This window comes from Streptomyces apricus (assembly GCF_008369065.1).
Taxonomy (GTDB): domain Bacteria; phylum Actinomycetota; class Actinomycetes; order Streptomycetales; family Streptomycetaceae; genus Streptomyces; species Streptomyces apricus.
On sequence record NZ_VDFC01000005.1, the window covers coordinates 1 to 15,863 of the forward strand.

10 protein-coding genes are annotated in these 15,863 nt (G+C 71.1%); 2 read left to right on the forward strand and 8 right to left on the reverse strand.

Going from position 1 to position 15,863, the window contains the following annotated elements:
- Window positions 1-364: 364 nt before the first annotated feature.
- Window positions 365-1,996: an L-glutamate gamma-semialdehyde dehydrogenase gene (gene pruA / locus FGF04_RS02065; RefSeq protein WP_149509450.1), complete on the reverse strand. Its 1,632-nt coding sequence runs from the start codon at window positions 1,994-1,996 to the stop codon at window positions 365-367.
- A gap of 197 nt (window positions 1,997-2,193) precedes the next feature.
- Window positions 2,194-3,120: a proline dehydrogenase family protein gene (locus tag FGF04_RS02070; protein WP_149509451.1), complete on the reverse strand. Its 927-nt coding sequence runs from the start codon at window positions 3,118-3,120 to the stop codon at window positions 2,194-2,196.
- 143 nt (window positions 3,121-3,263) lie between these two features.
- Here FGF04_RS02070 and FGF04_RS02075 point away from each other — a divergent pair, with 143 nt between their 5' ends.
- Window positions 3,264-4,454, forward strand: a complete 1,191-nt coding sequence (locus tag FGF04_RS02075) for a helix-turn-helix domain-containing protein (RefSeq protein WP_149509452.1) — start codon at window positions 3,264-3,266, stop codon at window positions 4,452-4,454.
- Between the two features lie 131 nt (window positions 4,455-4,585).
- On the opposite strand, the gene serA is transcribed toward FGF04_RS02075, so the two are convergent.
- The 6 genes from serA to FGF04_RS02105 all read right to left on the reverse strand — a co-directional run bounded on the left by serA (window position 4,586) and on the right by FGF04_RS02105 (window position 14,762).
- On the reverse strand, window positions 4,586-6,175 hold the full coding sequence (serA, locus tag FGF04_RS02080; protein ID WP_149509453.1) for a phosphoglycerate dehydrogenase: 1,590 nt from the start codon (window positions 6,173-6,175) through the stop codon (window positions 4,586-4,588).
- 444 nt (window positions 6,176-6,619) lie between these two features.
- Complete coding sequence (ilvC, locus tag FGF04_RS02085) at window positions 6,620-7,618, reverse strand: ketol-acid reductoisomerase (RefSeq protein ID WP_149509454.1); 999 nt, start codon at window positions 7,616-7,618, stop codon at window positions 6,620-6,622.
- 141 nt (window positions 7,619-7,759) lie between these two features.
- Window positions 7,760-8,287, reverse strand: coding sequence for an acetolactate synthase small subunit (gene ilvN / locus FGF04_RS02090; protein WP_149509455.1), 528 nt, complete (start codon window positions 8,285-8,287; stop codon window positions 7,760-7,762).
- A gap of 25 nt (window positions 8,288-8,312) precedes the next feature.
- On the reverse strand, window positions 8,313-10,169 hold the full coding sequence (locus FGF04_RS02095; RefSeq protein ID WP_149509456.1) for an acetolactate synthase large subunit: 1,857 nt from the start codon (window positions 10,167-10,169) through the stop codon (window positions 8,313-8,315).
- Window positions 10,170-10,408: 239 nt separating this feature from the next.
- Window positions 10,409-13,396, reverse strand: coding sequence for a putative bifunctional diguanylate cyclase/phosphodiesterase (locus FGF04_RS02100; protein ID WP_188113932.1), 2,988 nt, complete (start codon window positions 13,394-13,396; stop codon window positions 10,409-10,411).
- A 424-nt stretch (window positions 13,397-13,820) separates the two neighbouring features.
- The gene (locus tag FGF04_RS02105; protein WP_149509458.1) at window positions 13,821-14,762 is read right to left on the reverse strand and encodes a 2-hydroxyacid dehydrogenase; all 942 of its coding nucleotides are present in this window, start codon (window positions 14,760-14,762) and stop codon (window positions 13,821-13,823) included.
- Between the two features lie 74 nt (window positions 14,763-14,836).
- Between FGF04_RS02105 and FGF04_RS02110 the strand changes: the two genes are divergently transcribed.
- Window positions 14,837-15,850, forward strand: a complete 1,014-nt coding sequence (locus FGF04_RS02110) for an aldo/keto reductase (protein WP_149509459.1) — start codon at window positions 14,837-14,839, stop codon at window positions 15,848-15,850.
- Window positions 15,851-15,863 lie beyond the last annotated feature (13 nt).

The window sequence follows — 15,863 nt, forward strand, 5'->3', positions numbered from 1 at the left end:
TTGCCTGCCAGGGGCTCCGGCTCACGACCGCCATTCGCTGGGTCGAGCGAGACGTTCGGCTCCTTCCAAGCTAGGCGAGGAGAGCCCATCTGTCTCCATAGTTAGTCGGACTTCCTACTATCTGAGACGACCGATCACTCACACCGCTCTGACCTGCGCCCCGTCAGGAGCGCGAGGAACCGCGCCCCGTAAGGGGCGCGGGGAACTGCGCGCCCAGCCACAGCCGACCCGCAGACAAAACCCAGGCAGCCCGCCGGAAGCAAACGCACACCGCCCCCGCCCGGAGGGGATGCTTCCGGTGCGGGGGCGGTTCTGGGGGACGCCGGCCCGTGTACGGGGGCGCCCCGGTCCGTACGGGCGGTGCTCAGCCCATGTGCGGGTACGGGTAGTCGGTCGGCGGGACCAGCGTCTCCTTGATGGCGCGGGTCAGCGTCCAGCGCATCAGGTTCTGCGGGGCGCCCGCCTTGTCGTTGGTGCCCGAGGCGCGGCCGCCGCCGAAGGGCTGCTGCCCGACCACGGCACCGGTCGACTTGTCGTTGATGTAGAAGTTGCCCGCGGCGTAGCGCAGCTTCTCCATCGTGTACGCGGCGGCGGCGCGGTCGCCGGAGATGACCGAGCCGGTGAGCGCGTAGTCGGACACCGACTCCATCTGGGTCAGCATCTCGTCGTACTTCTCGTCCTCGTAGACGTGCACGGCGAGGATCGGGCCGAAGTACTCGGTCGTGAAGACCTCGTTCTCCGGGTCGGTGCACTCGATGACGGTCGGGCGCACGAAGTAGCCGACCGAGTCGTCGTAGGTGCCGCCCGCGACGATCGTGCAGCTCGGGTCCGCGGCGGCGCGGTCGATCGCGGCCTTGTTCTTGGCGAAGGACCGCTCGTCGATGACGGCGCCGATGAAGTTCGACAGGTCGGTGACGTCGCCCATGGTGATGCCGTCGACCTCGGCCGCGAACTCCTCCTTGAAACCGGAGTTCCAGATGGAGGCCGGGACGTAGGCGCGCGAGGAGGCGCTGCACTTCTGGCCCTGGTACTCGAAGGAGCCACGGGTCAGGGCCGTCTTCAGGACGGCGCGGTCGGCGCTGGGGTGCGCGACGACGAAGTCCTTGCCGCCGGTCTCGCCGACCATGCGCGGGTAGGTGCGGTACTTCTCGATGTTGTTGCCGACCGTCTTCCACAGGTACTGGAAGGTCTTGGTCGAGCCGGTGAAGTGGACGCCGGCCAGGTCGCGGTGCTCCAGGGCGACCCCGGAGACCTCGATGCCGTCGCCGGTGACGAGGTTGATGACGCCCTTGGGCAGGCCCGCCTCCTCCAGGAGCTGCATGAGCAGCACGGCGGCGTGGGTCTGCGTCGGGGACGGCTTCCAGACGACGACGTTGCCCATGAGCGCCGGGGCGGTGGGCAGGTTGCCCGCGATGGCCGTGAAGTTGAAGGGCGTGATCGCGTAGACGAAGCCTTCGAGCGGGCGGTGGTCGAGGCGGTTCCAGACGCCGGGCGAGTTCGCCGGCGGCTGCTCGGCGAGCAGGTCGCGGGCGTACTTCACGTTGAAGCGCCAGAAATCGACGAGCTCGCAGGGACAGTCGATCTCGGCCTGCTGGGCGGTCTTGGACTGGCCGAGCATCGTGGAGGCGGCGAGGGTCTCGCGCCACGGGCCCGACAGCAGCTCGGCGGCGCGCAGGATGATCGCGGCGCGGTCGTCGAAGGACATCGCGCGCCAGGCCGGGGCGGCGGCGAGGGCGGCGTCGATCGCGTCCTGGGCGTCCTGGCGGGTGGCGTTGCGCAGGGKGCCGATGACGGCCTTGTGGTTGTGCGGCTGCACCACCTGGAACGGCTCGCCGCCGCCCATGCGCTTCTCGCCGCCGATGGTCATCGGCAGGTCGATCGGGTTCTCGGCCAGCTCCTTGAGCTTGGCCTCGAGACGGGCGCGCTCGGCCGAGCCGGGGGCATAGCCGTGCACCGGCTCGTTGACGGGGGTGGGGACCTGGGTCACAGCGTCCATGAGTTCCGTAACTCCTTAGTGAGCGGGTGTGTCGGGGCTCGCGCCCGGTGCCGACGGGTGAGGGCTCAGCCCTTGGTGAGAACAGAGCGGGCGAAGAAGCGGAGGTTGGCGGGCTTCTCGACCAAGCGGCGCATACTGTGCCTTCCCGGGGGACAACCCCCGGACCCCCGGCCGGAAGCCTGCGTCACGGTCATGCGTCAGCCCCGGGTCATCATGCTGCGGGCGAAGAAGCGCAGGTTGGCCGGCTTCTCCGCCAGGCGGCGCATGAAGTAGCCGTACCAGTCGGTGCCGTAGGCCGTGTAGACCCTCATGCGGTGGCCCTCGGCGGCGAGCCGCAGGTGCTCGTCGCCGCGGATGCCGTACAGCATCTGGAACTCGTACTCGTCCGGCTTGCGCCCGGCGCGCCGGGCGAGCTCCTGCGCGATGGAGATCAGCCGCGGGTCGTGCGACCCGATCATCGGGTACCCGTCGCCCTCCATCAGGGTGCGCAGGACACGGACGTACGCCTTGTCGATCTCCGGCTTCTGCTGGTACGCGACCTCGGCGGGCTCCTTGTAGGCGCCCTTCACGAGCCGTACGCGGCTGCCGTTCGCGGCGAGGCGGCGGGCGTCGGCCTCGGTGCGGAAGAGGTAGGCCTGGATGACGCAGCCGGTCTCCGGGAAGTCCTTGCGGAGCTCGTCGTGGATGGCGAACATCGAGTCGAGGGTGGTGTGGTCCTCGGCGTCGAGCGTGACCGTCGTGCCGATGGCGGCGGCGGCCTCGACGACGGGCCGGACGTTGGCGAGCGCCAGCTCGTGGCCGCCCTCCAGCGCCTGCCCGAACATGGACAGCTTCACCGACATCTCGGCGCGCGTCCCGAGGTCCAGCTCGGCCAGGCGGGCGATCAGCTCCAGGTAGGCGTCACGGGCGGCGGCGGCCTGCTCGGGGGTGGTGATGTCCTCGCCGACCACGTCCATGGTCAGCTCCAGGCCCTTGTCGGTGAGGTCCTGGATGATCGGCACGATCTGGTCGACGCTCTCCCCCGGGATGAAGCGGTCGACGACCGGCTTGGTCACCGGGGCGGCCGAGACGAGACGGCGCATCCGGTCGCTGCGCGAGGCGGCGAGAATCACGGGACCCAGCACGGGGCACCTCCACAGGAAGCCGGTAAACGAAGAACCACCGTGAAACCTAGGGACCACCCCGATCCTGGGCCATCGACAGCTGTCACGCATCCGTGCCCCGGACTTCAGACAGATGTACGAAGACGCCCGGCGGCGGGACGGGAATGGGGGAGAATGCCCAGGTGACGTCGGAACACGAGGGTGACTACCAGGAGCTGGTCGACGAGATCTCGGAACTCCTGGGCGCCCCCGCGACGCTGGAGAACCGCGACTTCGAACTGATCGCCTTCGCCGCGTACGACAGCGAGGGCGAGCTGGACGCCTCCGCGCTGGACCCGGTGCGCACCCGCTCGATCCTCACCCGCCGCTCCACGGCGGCGGTCCGCACCTGGTTCGAGAGTTTCGGCATCGCCCGGGCGACCGGCCCGGTCCGTATCCCGCCGACCCCGGAGGCGGGCGTCCACCGGGGCCGCATCTGCCTCCCGGTACGCCATCGGGGGGTAGCGCTCGGCTACGTGTGGCTGCTGGCCGACGACCCGGGCCCCGGTGAGCGGCAGCTCGCGGCGGCCATGGAGGTGACCCCGCGCATCGGCGCCCTGCTCGCGGACGAGGCCCGGGCGGGGGCGGACCTGAGCCGTGAGCTGCGCGCGGTCCTCACCGCCGGGAGCGGCTGGCAGCGCGAGCTCGCGGTGACGGAACTGCGTACGGCCCTCGGTCCCCGCGGCGACAGCCTGCACGCGCTGGTCTGCGTGGCGCCCTGGCCCTCGTCCGACCCCGACGAGGCGCCTTCCGTGCGCACCGTCCCGGGCACCACGGCGCTGTGCACCCTGCCCTGGCCCGACGCGGCCCAGAGCCTGGCGCTGCTGGTGCGCCTGCGCTCCGCGCAGTCCCTCACCCCGGCGACGACGGCGTCCGCACGGCTGCTGGAGCGGGCGGAGGCGGCGGGCACGGCGGCGGGCATCGCCACGCCCCGCTCCGGGCTGACCGACCTGGGAGCCGCCTGGCAGGAGGCGTCGGCCGCCGCCCGCGCGGCGGTGGCCGAGCCCCGGCTGGGCCCGGTGGCGCACTGGTCGTCGATCGGCCCGTACCGCCTGCTGACGACGATGCCGCCGACCGCGTCCGACGACCCGGCGGTACGCCCGCTCCTCGCCGCCGCCCACCGCGAACTCGCCCACACCGCGGAGGTGTTCCTGGACTGCGCGGGCCAGGCCGGCCGCACCGCCGCCGCACTGGGCATCCACCGCCAGACCCTGTACTACCGCCTGTCCCGGGTGGAACAACTCACAGGCCTGGACCTGGCAGACGGAGAATCCCGCCTACTCCTCCACATGACCCTGAAGGCCCAGCGCATCTAAGTACGCCGGGCCTCACAATCGCGCCCCTTAAGGGGCGCGGGGAACTGCGCGACCAGCCCCCACCGAAGCCGCAGAAGAAAACGAACGCGGACCGGGGGCCGGGGGCGCAGCCCCCGCAGGTTCGGGCAACCTCAGACGAGGTTGACCGAACGAGCCTGCACCGCTCCGATCTCCTCCGCCAACTCCGTCAGAACCGGCTGCGGAACCGTGTCGTCCACGGTCAGCACGGCCAGCGCCTCCCCACCGACGTCGGCACGGGCGACCTGCATGCCGGCGATGTTGATGCCGGCCTCGCCGAGGATCCGGCCGAGGGCGCCGACGACGCCGGGACGGTCGGTGTAGTTGAGGACGACCATGTGGTCGGCGAGCGCCAGGTCCACGTCGTACTCGCCGACGGCCACGATCTTCTGGTGGTGCTTGGGACCGGCGAGCGTGCCGGAGACCGAGACCTCCTGGCCGTCGCCGAGGGTGCCGCGCACGGTCACCACGTTCCGGTGGTCCGAGGACTCCGAGCTCGTGGTCAGCCGGACCTCGACGCCGCGCTCCTGCGCGAACAGCGGAGCGTTCACGTACGACACGGTCTCGTCGACCACGTCCTCGAAGACGCCCTTGAGGGCGGAGAGTTCGAGGACCTTGACGTCGTGCTGGGTGATCTCGCCGTAGACCTCGACGTCCAGGCGTACCGCGACCTCGCCCGCGAGGGCGGTGAAGATGCGGCCGAGCTTCTCGGCCAGCGGCAGGCCGGGCTTGACGTCCTCGGCGATGACGCCGCCCTGGACGTTGACGGCGTCCGGCACCAGCTCGCCGGCGAGCGCCAGGCGTACGGAGCGGGCCACGGCGATGCCGGCCTTCTCCTGGGCCTCGTCGGTGGAGGCGCCCAGGTGCGGGGTGCACACGACCTGGTCGAGCTCGAAGAGCGGGGAGTCGGTGCAGGGCTCCTTGGCGTACACGTCCAGGCCCGCGCCGGCCACGCGGCCCTCCTTGAGCGCGGAGTACAGCGCGGCCTCGTCGACGATCCCGCCGCGCGCGGCGTTGACGATGCGCACCGAGGGCTTGACCTTGTGCAGCGCCTCGTCGCCGATCAGACCCAGGGTCTCGGGCGTCTTGGGCAGGTGCACGGTGATGAAGTCGGAGACTTCCAGCAGCTCGTCCAGCGAGAGGACCTTCACGCCCATCTGCGCGGCGCGCGCGGGCTGCACGTAGGGGTCGTAGGCCACGACCTTCATGCCGAAGGCGGACATACGCTGGGCCACCAGCGCACCGATGCGGCCCAGGCCCACGACGCCCAGGGTCTTCTCCGCCAGCTCCACGCCGGTGTACTTGCTGCGCTTCCACTCGCCGTTCTTCAGGGCGGTGTTGGCCTGCGGGATGTGGCGCGCGGTGGCGAGCAGCAGGCCGCAGGCCAGCTCGGCGGCGGTCACGATGTTCGAGGTGGGGGCGTTGACGACCATCACGCCGGCCTTGGTGGCGGCGGAGACGTCGACGTTGTCCAGGCCGACGCCGGCTCGTGCGACGACCTTCAGCTTCTTCGCGGCGGCGACGGCCTCGGCGTCGACCTTCGTCGCGGAACGGATCAGGATCGCGTCGACCTCGGCGATCGCGGGCAGCAGTTCGGCGCGGTCCGCGCCGTTGCAGTGCCGGATCTCGAAGTCCGGGCCCAGGGCGTCGACGGTGGCGGGCGACAGTTCTTCAGCGATGAGTACGACAGGTTTCGAGCTCACGTGAGTCCTCACAAGTCCATTGCGGACGGCCGTCCCGACGGCCGCAGGCGGTGGAGGGAGCGGCGCCGTGGGGTTGCGGGTGCGTTCCTGCGTCGTTCGGTGCGTGCTCTCGGTGTGCCGGACGGAGGTCCTCGTAGCGGAGCTACTCGGGCTTTCGGACGGTGCAGCGGGAGTGCGTGCCGGGCGGCGTGGGAACGTGCCTGAAACCCCTCGGTGTCGCGGTTGCCGCGTGTTAGACGCACGACGCTGTGGGCCCGACGCGTATTGGTTGAGCAGTCTAGTGGTCGCGCGCCGTGTTCACGCGCCTCCGCAGAAGGATCACCCGCACGTGCGAGGCAGCGCGCACGATCGGGTACGCGTGGTCAGCCACTCCGGCTGATCGGTGCACGGACCGGTCGGGCCGTGGCACCGGGACGTCCCGGTGCCACGACCCGGCCGACGGTCTCACTCGTCGTCGTTGACCCAGGACATGAGCTTGCGCAGCTCCTTGCCCGTGGTCTCCAGGAGGTGGTTCTCGTCCTGGGTCTTGTACTCGTTGTACTTCTTCAGACCGCCGTGGTACTCGTCCATCCAGGCCTGCGCGAAGGTGCCGTCCTGGATCTCGGCGAGGACCTTCTTCATCTCGGCCTTGGTGGCGTCCGTGATGATCCGCGGGCCGGTGACGTAGTCGCCCCACTCGGCGGTCTCGGAGATCGACCAGCGCATCTTCTCCAGGCCGCCCTCGTACATGAGGTCGACGATGAGCTTCAGCTCGTGCAGGCACTCGAAGTAGGCGATCTCCGGCTGGTAGCCGGCCTCGGTCAGCGTCTCGAAGCCCGCCTTGACCAGCGCGGCCGTACCGCCGCAGAGGACGGCCTGCTCACCGAACAGGTCGGTCTCGGTCTCCTCGGTGAAGGTCGTCTTGATGACGCCGGCGCGGGTGCCGCCGATGCCCTTGGCGTACGAGAGGGCGAGCTCGAAGCCCTTGCCGGTCGCGTCCTGCTCGACGGCCGCGATGCACGGGACGCCGCGGCCCTCCTCGTACTGGCGGCGCACCAGGTGGCCCGGGCCCTTGGGGGCGACCATGCAGACGTCGACGCCGGCCGGGGGCTTGATGAAGCCGAAGCGGATGTTCAGGCCGTGGCCGAAGAACAGCGCGTCGCCGTCCTTCAGGTTGTCCTTGATGTGCTCCTCGTAGACCTGGGCCTGGATCGGGTCCGGGACGAGGATCATGATGACGTCGGCCTCGGCGGCGGCCTCCGAGGGGGTCACCACGCGCAGGCCCTGCTCCTCGGCCTTGGCCTTGGACTTGGAGCCCTCGTGCAGACCGACCCGGACGTCGACACCCGAGTCACGGAGCGACAGCGCGTGGGCGTGGCCCTGGCTGCCGTAACCGATGACCGCGACCTTGCGGCCCTGGATGATGGACAGGTCGGCGTCAGCGTCGTAGAACAGCTCGGCCACTTTGGGTTCTCTCCTTGGTGTGCAGGTGTTGCTCCCCACCGTATGCCGGTGGGGTGGGGGGAGGTTCCGGGGTCTCGGAATGCGGGCGGCCGACGGCGGCCGCCCGCCCGTTTCCGGCCGTACGCGAATCGCTCGCGGGGTCTACGCGGACCGGTCCAGCGCGCGCAGCGAACGGTCGGTGATGGAGCGCGAGCCGCGGCCGATGGCGATCGTGCCGGACTGGACGAGCTCCTTGATGCCGAACGGCTCCAGCATCTTGAGCATGGCCTCCAGCTTGTCGGCGCCGCCGGTGGCCTCGACGGTGACGGCCTCCGGGGAGACGTCGACGGTCTTGGCGCGGAAGAGCTGGACGATCTCGACGATCTGGGAGCGCGTCTCGTTGTCGGCGCGCACCTTCACCAGGACGAGTTCGCGCTGGACGGCCGCGCCCGGCTCCAGTTCGACGATCTTCAGGACGTTGACGAGCTTGTTGAGCTGCTTGGTGACCTGTTCGAGCGGGAGTTCCTCGATCACGTTCACCACGATGGTGATGCGGGAGATGTCGGGGTGCTCGGTGACGCCCACCGCGAGCGAGTCGATGTTGAAGCCGCGGCGGGAGAACAGGGCGGTGATCCGGGCGAGGACACCGGGCTTGTTCTCCACCAGGACGGAGAGCGTGTGCTTGGACATGGGCTGCTTCCTTTACCTACGGCTCTCAGTCGTCTTCGTTGTCGCCGAAGTCGGGGCGGACGTCACGGGCGGCCATGATCTCGTCGTTCGAGGTGCCGGCGGCGACCATCGGCCACACCATGGCGTCCTCGTGGACGATGAAGTCGATCACGACGGGGCGGTCGTTGACCGAGTTCGCCTCCTCGATGACCTTGTCGAGGTCGTCGGGCGACTCGCACCGGATGGCGTAGCAGCCCATGGCCTCCGACAGCTTGACGAAGTCGGGGACGCGGGTGCCGGCGCTCGGCTGCTTGCCGTCCGCCCCGGGACCGGAGTGCAGCACGGTGTTGGAGTAGCGCTGGTTGTAGAAGAGGGTCTGCCACTGGCGGACCATCCCGAGGGCGCCGTTGTTGATGATGGCGACCTTGATCGGGATGTTGTTCAGGGCGCAGGTGGTCAGTTCCTGGTTGGTCATCTGGAAGCAGCCGTCGCCGTCGATGGCCCAGACCGTGCGGTCCGGCGCCCCGGCCTTGGCGCCCATCGCGGCGGGCACCGCGTAGCCCATCGTCCCGGCGCCGCCGGAGTTCAGCCAGGTCGAGGGCTGCTCGTACTGGATGTAGTGCGCGGACCACATCTGGTGCTGGCCGACGCCCGCGGCGAAGATCGTGCCCTCGGGCGCGAGCTGCCCGATGCGCTCGATGACCTGCTGCGGGGAGAGCGAGCCGTTCGACGGCTGCTCGTAGCCGAGCGGGTACGTCTCCCGCCAGCGGTCGAGGTCCTTCCACCAGGCGGTGTAGTCGCCGGTGTGGCCCTCGCTGTGCTCCTTCTGCACGGCCTGGATCAGGTCGGCGACGACCTCGCGGGCGTCCCCGACGATCGGCACGTCGGCGGCGCGGTTCTTGCCGATCTCGGCCGGGTCGATGTCGGCGTGGACGATCTTCGCGTACGGGGCGAAGCTGTCCAGCTTGCCGGTGACGCGGTCGTCGAAGCGGGCTCCGAGGGCGACGATCAGGTCGGCCTTCTGCAGCGCGGTGACGGCGGTGACCGAACCGTGCATGCCCGGCATTCCCACGTGCAGCGGGTGGCTGTCGGGGAACGCGCCGAGCGCCATCAGGGTGGTGGTGACGGGCGCTCCGGTGAGTTCTGCGAGGACCTTGAGCTCGGCGGTCGCGCCGGCCTTGATGACGCCGCCGCCGACGTACAGGACGGGCCGCTTGGCCTGGGTGATCAGCCGGGCGGCCTCGCGGATCTGCTTGGCGTGCGGCTTGGTGACCGGGCGGTAGCCGGGCAGGTCCATGACCGGCGGCCAGGAGAAGGTGGTCCTGGCCTGGAGGATGTCCTTGGGGATGTCGACCAGGACCGGTCCCGGGCGGCCGCTGGAGGCGATGTGGAACGCCTGCGCGATCGCCTGCGGGATGTCCTCCGCCCTGGTGACCAGGAAGCTGTGCTTGGTGATCGGCATGGTGATGCCGACGATGTCCGCCTCCTGGAAGGCGTCCGTGCCGATCGCCTTGGACACGACCTGCCCGGTGATCGCGACCAGCGGCACGGAGTCCATGTGCGCGTCGGCGATCGGCGTGACCAGGTTGGTGGCGCCGGGACCGCTGGTCGCCATGCAGACGCCGACCTTGCCGGTGGCCTGCGCGTACCCGGTGGCCGCGTGACCCGCGCCCTGCTCGTGGCGGACCAGCACGTGCCGCACCCGCTTGGAGTCCATCAGCGGGTCGTACGCCGGAAGAATGGTGCCGCCGGGAATGCCGAATACCGTCTCGGCCCCGACCTCCTCAAGAGAGCGGACGAGGGACTGCGCTCCCGTCACCTGCTCAGGGGCGGACGGCTGTCCTCCGGAACGGGGCCGCGGCTGCGGGTGGTGGGCCCCGGTGGCCTGCTCGGTCATCGGCATTCTCTTCTCGATGCTGAGGGTTTTCGCGAGTTTTGTGCGGTGTGCGATTACTGGTCGACAGTCACTCGTGCAACAAAAAACCCCTCGTGCCGTGAGGCAGGCGAGGGGAGCGCGTCGGGTGCGGTCGCTGGTCGTTCCGGTTCATCGATCCGGTGCTTCCCAGCTCAGCCGACGCGCTTTCCAAGTACGAGAATTCGGGTGCGCATGGCACAGACCCTCTCCCCGGCACACAGTGCGTGTCAAGCGGGTGGGACGGGGGTCTCATTATGTGAGCGCAGGGCGGTCCCGGTCCCGTACCCTCCCGAAGCCGCCCCCGCCGCGTACGCACTTGTGCCCCCACCTGCGTAGACGCTGCTCGCGCCACCTCCCAGGAAGACGGGTTCGACGGGGCCGTGCGGCATGGGGTAGACGCTCACCGCGAGGGCGCGGCGCAATCTGTACTCGTCCAGCGGCCCGGAGAAGGCGGCCCCCTGTCCATGGGTGCAGCCCATCGAGCGCAGGGCGACGACCTGTTCGGGCAGGTCCACCCCGTCGGCCACGGACTGCAGGCCCAGATCGCCCGCGATGCGCAGCAGCCCGCTGGTGATCTTGTTCAGGCGGGCGGACTCGACGATGCCCTCGACCAGGGTGCGGTCCAGCTTCAATATGTCGACGGGCAGCCGGCGCAGTGCGGTGATCGTGCCGTAGCCGCTGCCGAAGCCCTCCAGGGCGATGCGCACGCCGAGGCGCCTGAGCGCCTTCAGGCGGCGCTCCAGCTCGTCCTGGCAGACGTCGGGGTCCGTTTCGGCCAGCTCGACGACCAGGCCGCCGGAGGGCAGTCCGTACCGGGTCAGCAGGGCCTCCACGGAGCTGAGCGGCATGGAGCGGTCGAGGAGCCTGCGGGCGGTCATCCGGACGGCCACGGGCACGGCGAGCCCGGTGGCGGCGCGCTCGGCGGCCTGTTCGACGGCCTCCTCCAGCATCCAGCGGCCCAGCTCGGCGGTGCGGTCGCCGTCCTCGGCCACGCGCAGGAACTCGGCGGGGGTGAAGAGCACCCCCTGGGCCGAGCGCCAGCGGGCCTGCGCGGCCACCGCCGTGATCCGGCCGGTGTCCAGGGAGACCACGGGCTGGTGCAGCAGCGCGAACTCGCCGTCGTGCAGGGCGGCGCGCAGCCGGGAGGCCAGCTCCGCCCGGCGGACGACGTCCTGCTGCATCTGGGGCGCGTACAGCTCGACGCGGCCCTTGCCCGCCGCCTTCGCGCGGTACATCGCCAGGTCGGCGTTGCGCAGCAGCTCCCCCGCGCCGAGGCCCGGCTCGGAGAAGGACACCCCGATGGAGGCGGCGACCCGGACATCGTTGCCGTCGATGAAGTACGGCTGGGACAGGGTCGTCCTGAGGCGGTCGGCGAGCTCGAAGATGTGGCGCTCGCGTGCGGCGCGGTCACGGGAGCCGTCGCCGACGATCAGCGCCGCGAACTCGTCGCCGCCGAGCCGGGAGGCGGTGTCCCCCTTGCGGACGGCGTCCTGGAGTCTGCGGGCGGCCTGCACGAGCAGCTCGTCGCCGGCCTGGTGGCCGATGGTGTCGTTCACCGCCTTGAAGCCGTCGAGGTCGATGAAGAGCACGGCGGTGCCGTGGTCGGAGGAGCGGCGCCCGGAGAGCGCCTGCCCGACGCGCTTGGTGAACAGGGCGCGGTTGGGCAGGTCGGTGAGCGGGTCGTGTTCGGCGTTGTGCTGTAACTGCGCCTGCAGCCGGACGCGTTCGGTGACGTCCCGGCTGTTGAAGATGAGGCCGCCGTGGTGGCGCTTGACGGTCGACTCCACGTTCAGCCAGCCGTCCTCGGCCTCGCCCTGGCGGGAGGCGGCCCCGCCGCCGGACCGGAAGCGGCACTCGATGCGGGTGGTGGGTTCCTCGACGGGGTCGGCGGCGAGGAAACGGCGCACCTCGTGCACCACGCAGCCCAGGTCCTCCGGGTGGATGAGCGAGGCCAGTTCGGAGCCGACCAGCTCCTCCGCGGGGCGTCCGTAGACCCCGGCCGCGGCCGGGCTGACGTACCGGAGGATGCCGTTCGGGGCGGCGATCATGATGACGTCGCTGGAGCCCTGCACCAGGGAACGGAAGTGGTTCTCCTTCTGGGCCAGCTCCTGGGTGAGGGTGATGTTGTCCATGAGCATGATGCCCTGGCGCACCACGAGGGCGAGCACGACCGTGCCCCCGGTGACGAGCACCACGCGGTCGACGCTGCGGCCGCTGAGCACGTTGTAGAGGATTCCCAGCGTGCAGACGGCGGCGGCCAGGTAGGGGGTGAGGGCCGCCAGCGAGCTGGTGATGGGCCGGCCCGCCTGGTACCGGCTGTGGCCGCCCTCCTGGGCGGGGGCGCGCACCTGCTGCTCCTGCCGGAACCCGGGCACGTGGCTGTGCACCACGCGGGTGTGCCCCTGGTCCCCGCCGTGCCCGTGCCACTGGCCGACCCAGGGGGCGTAGGCCAGGAGCAGGGAGCCGGCGAACCAGCCGGCGTCGAGCAACTGTCCGGAGCGGTAGTCGTTGTGCAGCAGCGGCGAGGTGAACAGGGCGTCGCACATCACCGTCAGGGCCAGCGCCCCGATCGCGGTGTTCACCGCGGAGCGGTTCACGGCCGAGCGCCTGAAGTGCAGGGCCAGCACCATGCTCACCAGGGCGATGTCCAGCAGTGGGTACGCGAGCGAGAGCGCCGTGTGGGGCACGCCCGGTCCGTCCGCCTTGGCCGCCTGGGCCAGCGCGAGGCTCCAGGACAGCGTGAGCAGGGAGCCGCCGATCAGCCAGGCGTCCAGGCCCAGGCACACCCAGCCGGCCCTGCGCACCGGCCGCTTGGCGAGGACGAGCAGTCCCACGATGGCCGGCGGCGCGAAGCACAGGAAGAACAGGTCGGCGTAGCTCGGGCTGGGCACCGGGCGGTCCAGGACGACCTCGTACCAGCCCCAGACGATGTTGCCCGCGGCGGCCATCGCGGAGGAGAGCGAGAAGAGGAGCCAGGCCGGTCGAAAGCGGCTGCGCCGGGTACGGGCGCACAGGAAGCAGGAGACGGCGGCGGTCGCGGCCGCCGCGGCCAGCCCGAAGTCGCCCATGAACAGGGCCACTTCGTGCGACCCCCAGCCGAGCGCGGAGCCGACGGCGTAGCCCGCGCACATCAGGACGAGCACGAGCTGCGGGACCACGCCCGCGGTGCCCTTGCCGTCCGCACCACCCGCGGAGGTCCGCCCGCGGGACAGCATCGCTCCCGGGGAGCTCACTGTGCTTCCCCGGTCCGGGCCGCCCCCGAGTCCCTCTGGTCCCGGTGGGCCGGCTGGGCGTGCCGCTTGCGGCCGCCCGGCCGGCGGTGGTGCCGGCCGCCGTGGCCGCTCCTGCGCGTGGGCGGACACCAGGGTCGCCGTCGACGGCCCCGCCGCGTCGGATCGTTGGTCCATAGGCCATGCATCGCCCGTCGCCCCCCTCGCTCCTGCTGTCTCTCAGTCCCCGGCGCCGAACGGTGCGCGGCGCATCCCCTGTCGGGACGATACACCAGTCTCGTCACTCAGGGACATAGTTCCTCTACGCTCTGTGACGACCAGCGGGGATGCGGCCACGGCGCGCGTCCGAGGGACTGCGGAGGGTACCCATGAGCGCCCTTCGTATGCGTGCGGCCGGGAGTGGGGAGGTCTACGAGCCCGTCGTAAGGAGCACGTTCCGCAGTGGCTCCCGGTTCACGAACCGGTTCAACTGGTCCACGAGGAGCCGGTGCGCGCGTGGGAGGAACGCGGAGGTCGGACCGCCCACGTGCGGGCTGATCAGCACCCCCGGCGCGTGCCACAGAGGGTGACCGGCGGGCAGCGGTTCGGGGTCGGTGACGTCCAGCGCGGCCCGCAGGCGGCCGCTCTCCAGCTCGGCGAGCAGCGCGCCGGTGTCGACGACGCCGCCGCGGGCCACGTTCACCAGGAGCGCCCCGTCCTTCATCCGGGCCAGGAAACCGGCGTCGACCAGGCCCTTCGTCTCCTCGGTGAGGGGTGTCACGAGCACCACCACGTCGGCGTCCGGGAGAAGTTGAGGCAAAGAGGTGATCGGGTGCACGGGGCCGCGCGCCGTCTCACGTGCGGAGCGCGCGACGCGCGCCACCCGCGCGAGCTCGAACGGTGCGAGCCGGTCCTCGATGGCGGAGCCCACCGCTCCGTAGCCGACGATCAGGACGCTCCGGTCGGCGAGCGCGGGGCGGAAGCCGGACCTCCACTCCTCGCGGTCCTGGCCGCGGACGAAGTCCGGGATGCCGCGGAGCGAGGCGAGGATCAGTGTGAGGGCGAGTTCGGCGGTGCTGGCGTCGTGGACCCCGCGGGCGTTGCACAACTGCACGCCGTCGGGCAGGAGTCGCAGGCCGGGCTGCACGTGGTCGATGCCGGCCGACAGGGTCTGCAGGACCTTCAGGGAGGTCATGCCGGCCAGGGGACGGACCGGGACGTCGCCGCCCTTCATGTAGGGCACGACGTAGAAGGCGCAGTCGGCCGGGTCGGCGGGGAAGTCGTCCTCGCCGTTCCAGTAACGGTAGTCGGGCCCTTCGGGGAGCCCGTCGATCTCGTCCGCGCGGAAGGGGAGCCACACTTCGTACGTCATGAGCAGGAGGCTATGCGAAGTCCTTGTGGACGCAGAGGTTAGTTTGGGGGCCGGCAGAGGGAGGGCACGGCCAGGTGGAGCGCAGGACGATCGGGGCGGCGGCGCTTGAGGTGGGGGCCGTCGGCCTCGGGTGCATGCCGATGAGCTGGGCGTACTCGGGTTCGCGGCAGCGGGGTGCCGCGTCGCTGCGGACCGTGCACGCCGCCCTCGACCGGGGCGTGACGCTCCTGGACACCGCCGACATGTACGGGCCGTTCACCAACGAGCTGCTGGTGGGGCGCGCGTTGAAGGGCCGGCGCGCCCAGGCCTTCGTGTCGACCAAGGTCGGCCTGCTGGTGGGCGAGCAGCACCTGGTGGCCAACGGCCGCCCCGGCTACGTGAGACGGGCCTGCGACGCCTCCCTGCGGCGGCTGCAGACGGACGTCATAGACCTCTACCAGCTGCACCGCGAGGACCCCGAGGTGCCCGTCGAGGAGACGTGGGGCGCGATGGCGGAGCTCGTCTCCGCGGGCAAGGTGCGAGCCCTGGGGCTGTGCGCGGTGGGCGCGCGCTCCGGCCGCGGGCCGGGGGCGCGGCTGCACGACGGGACGATCCGGAAGCTTGAGCGGGTGCAGCAGGTCTTCCCGGTGAGCGCCGTGCAGGCGGAGCTGTCGGTGTGGTCGCCGGAGGCGCTGGAGTCCCTGCTGCCGTGGTGCGAGGCGCGCGGCGTCGGCTTCCTCGCGGCGATGCCGCTGGGCAGCGGCTTCCTGACCGGGACGCTCACCCCGGGCGAGGGGTTCGAGCGCGACGACCTGCGGGCCCGGCATCCGCGCTTCACCGCCGAGATGATGGCCGCCAACCAGCCGATCGTCGTCGGGCTGCGCCGTATAGCGGCCCGCCACTCGGCCGCGGCGCCGGGGACGGAGGTCACCCCCGCGCAGGTGGCGCTCGCCTGGGTGCTGTCGCGCGGACGGCACGTCGTCCCGGTGCCCGGGGCCAAGCGGGAGTGCTGGGTCCGGGAGAACGCGGCGGCGGCCGGGCTGCGGCTGACGGCGCAGGATCTGGCCGAGGTGGCGGCGCTGCCCGCGGCGCTGGGCTCCTGGGACTGAGGCTCCGGGGCCG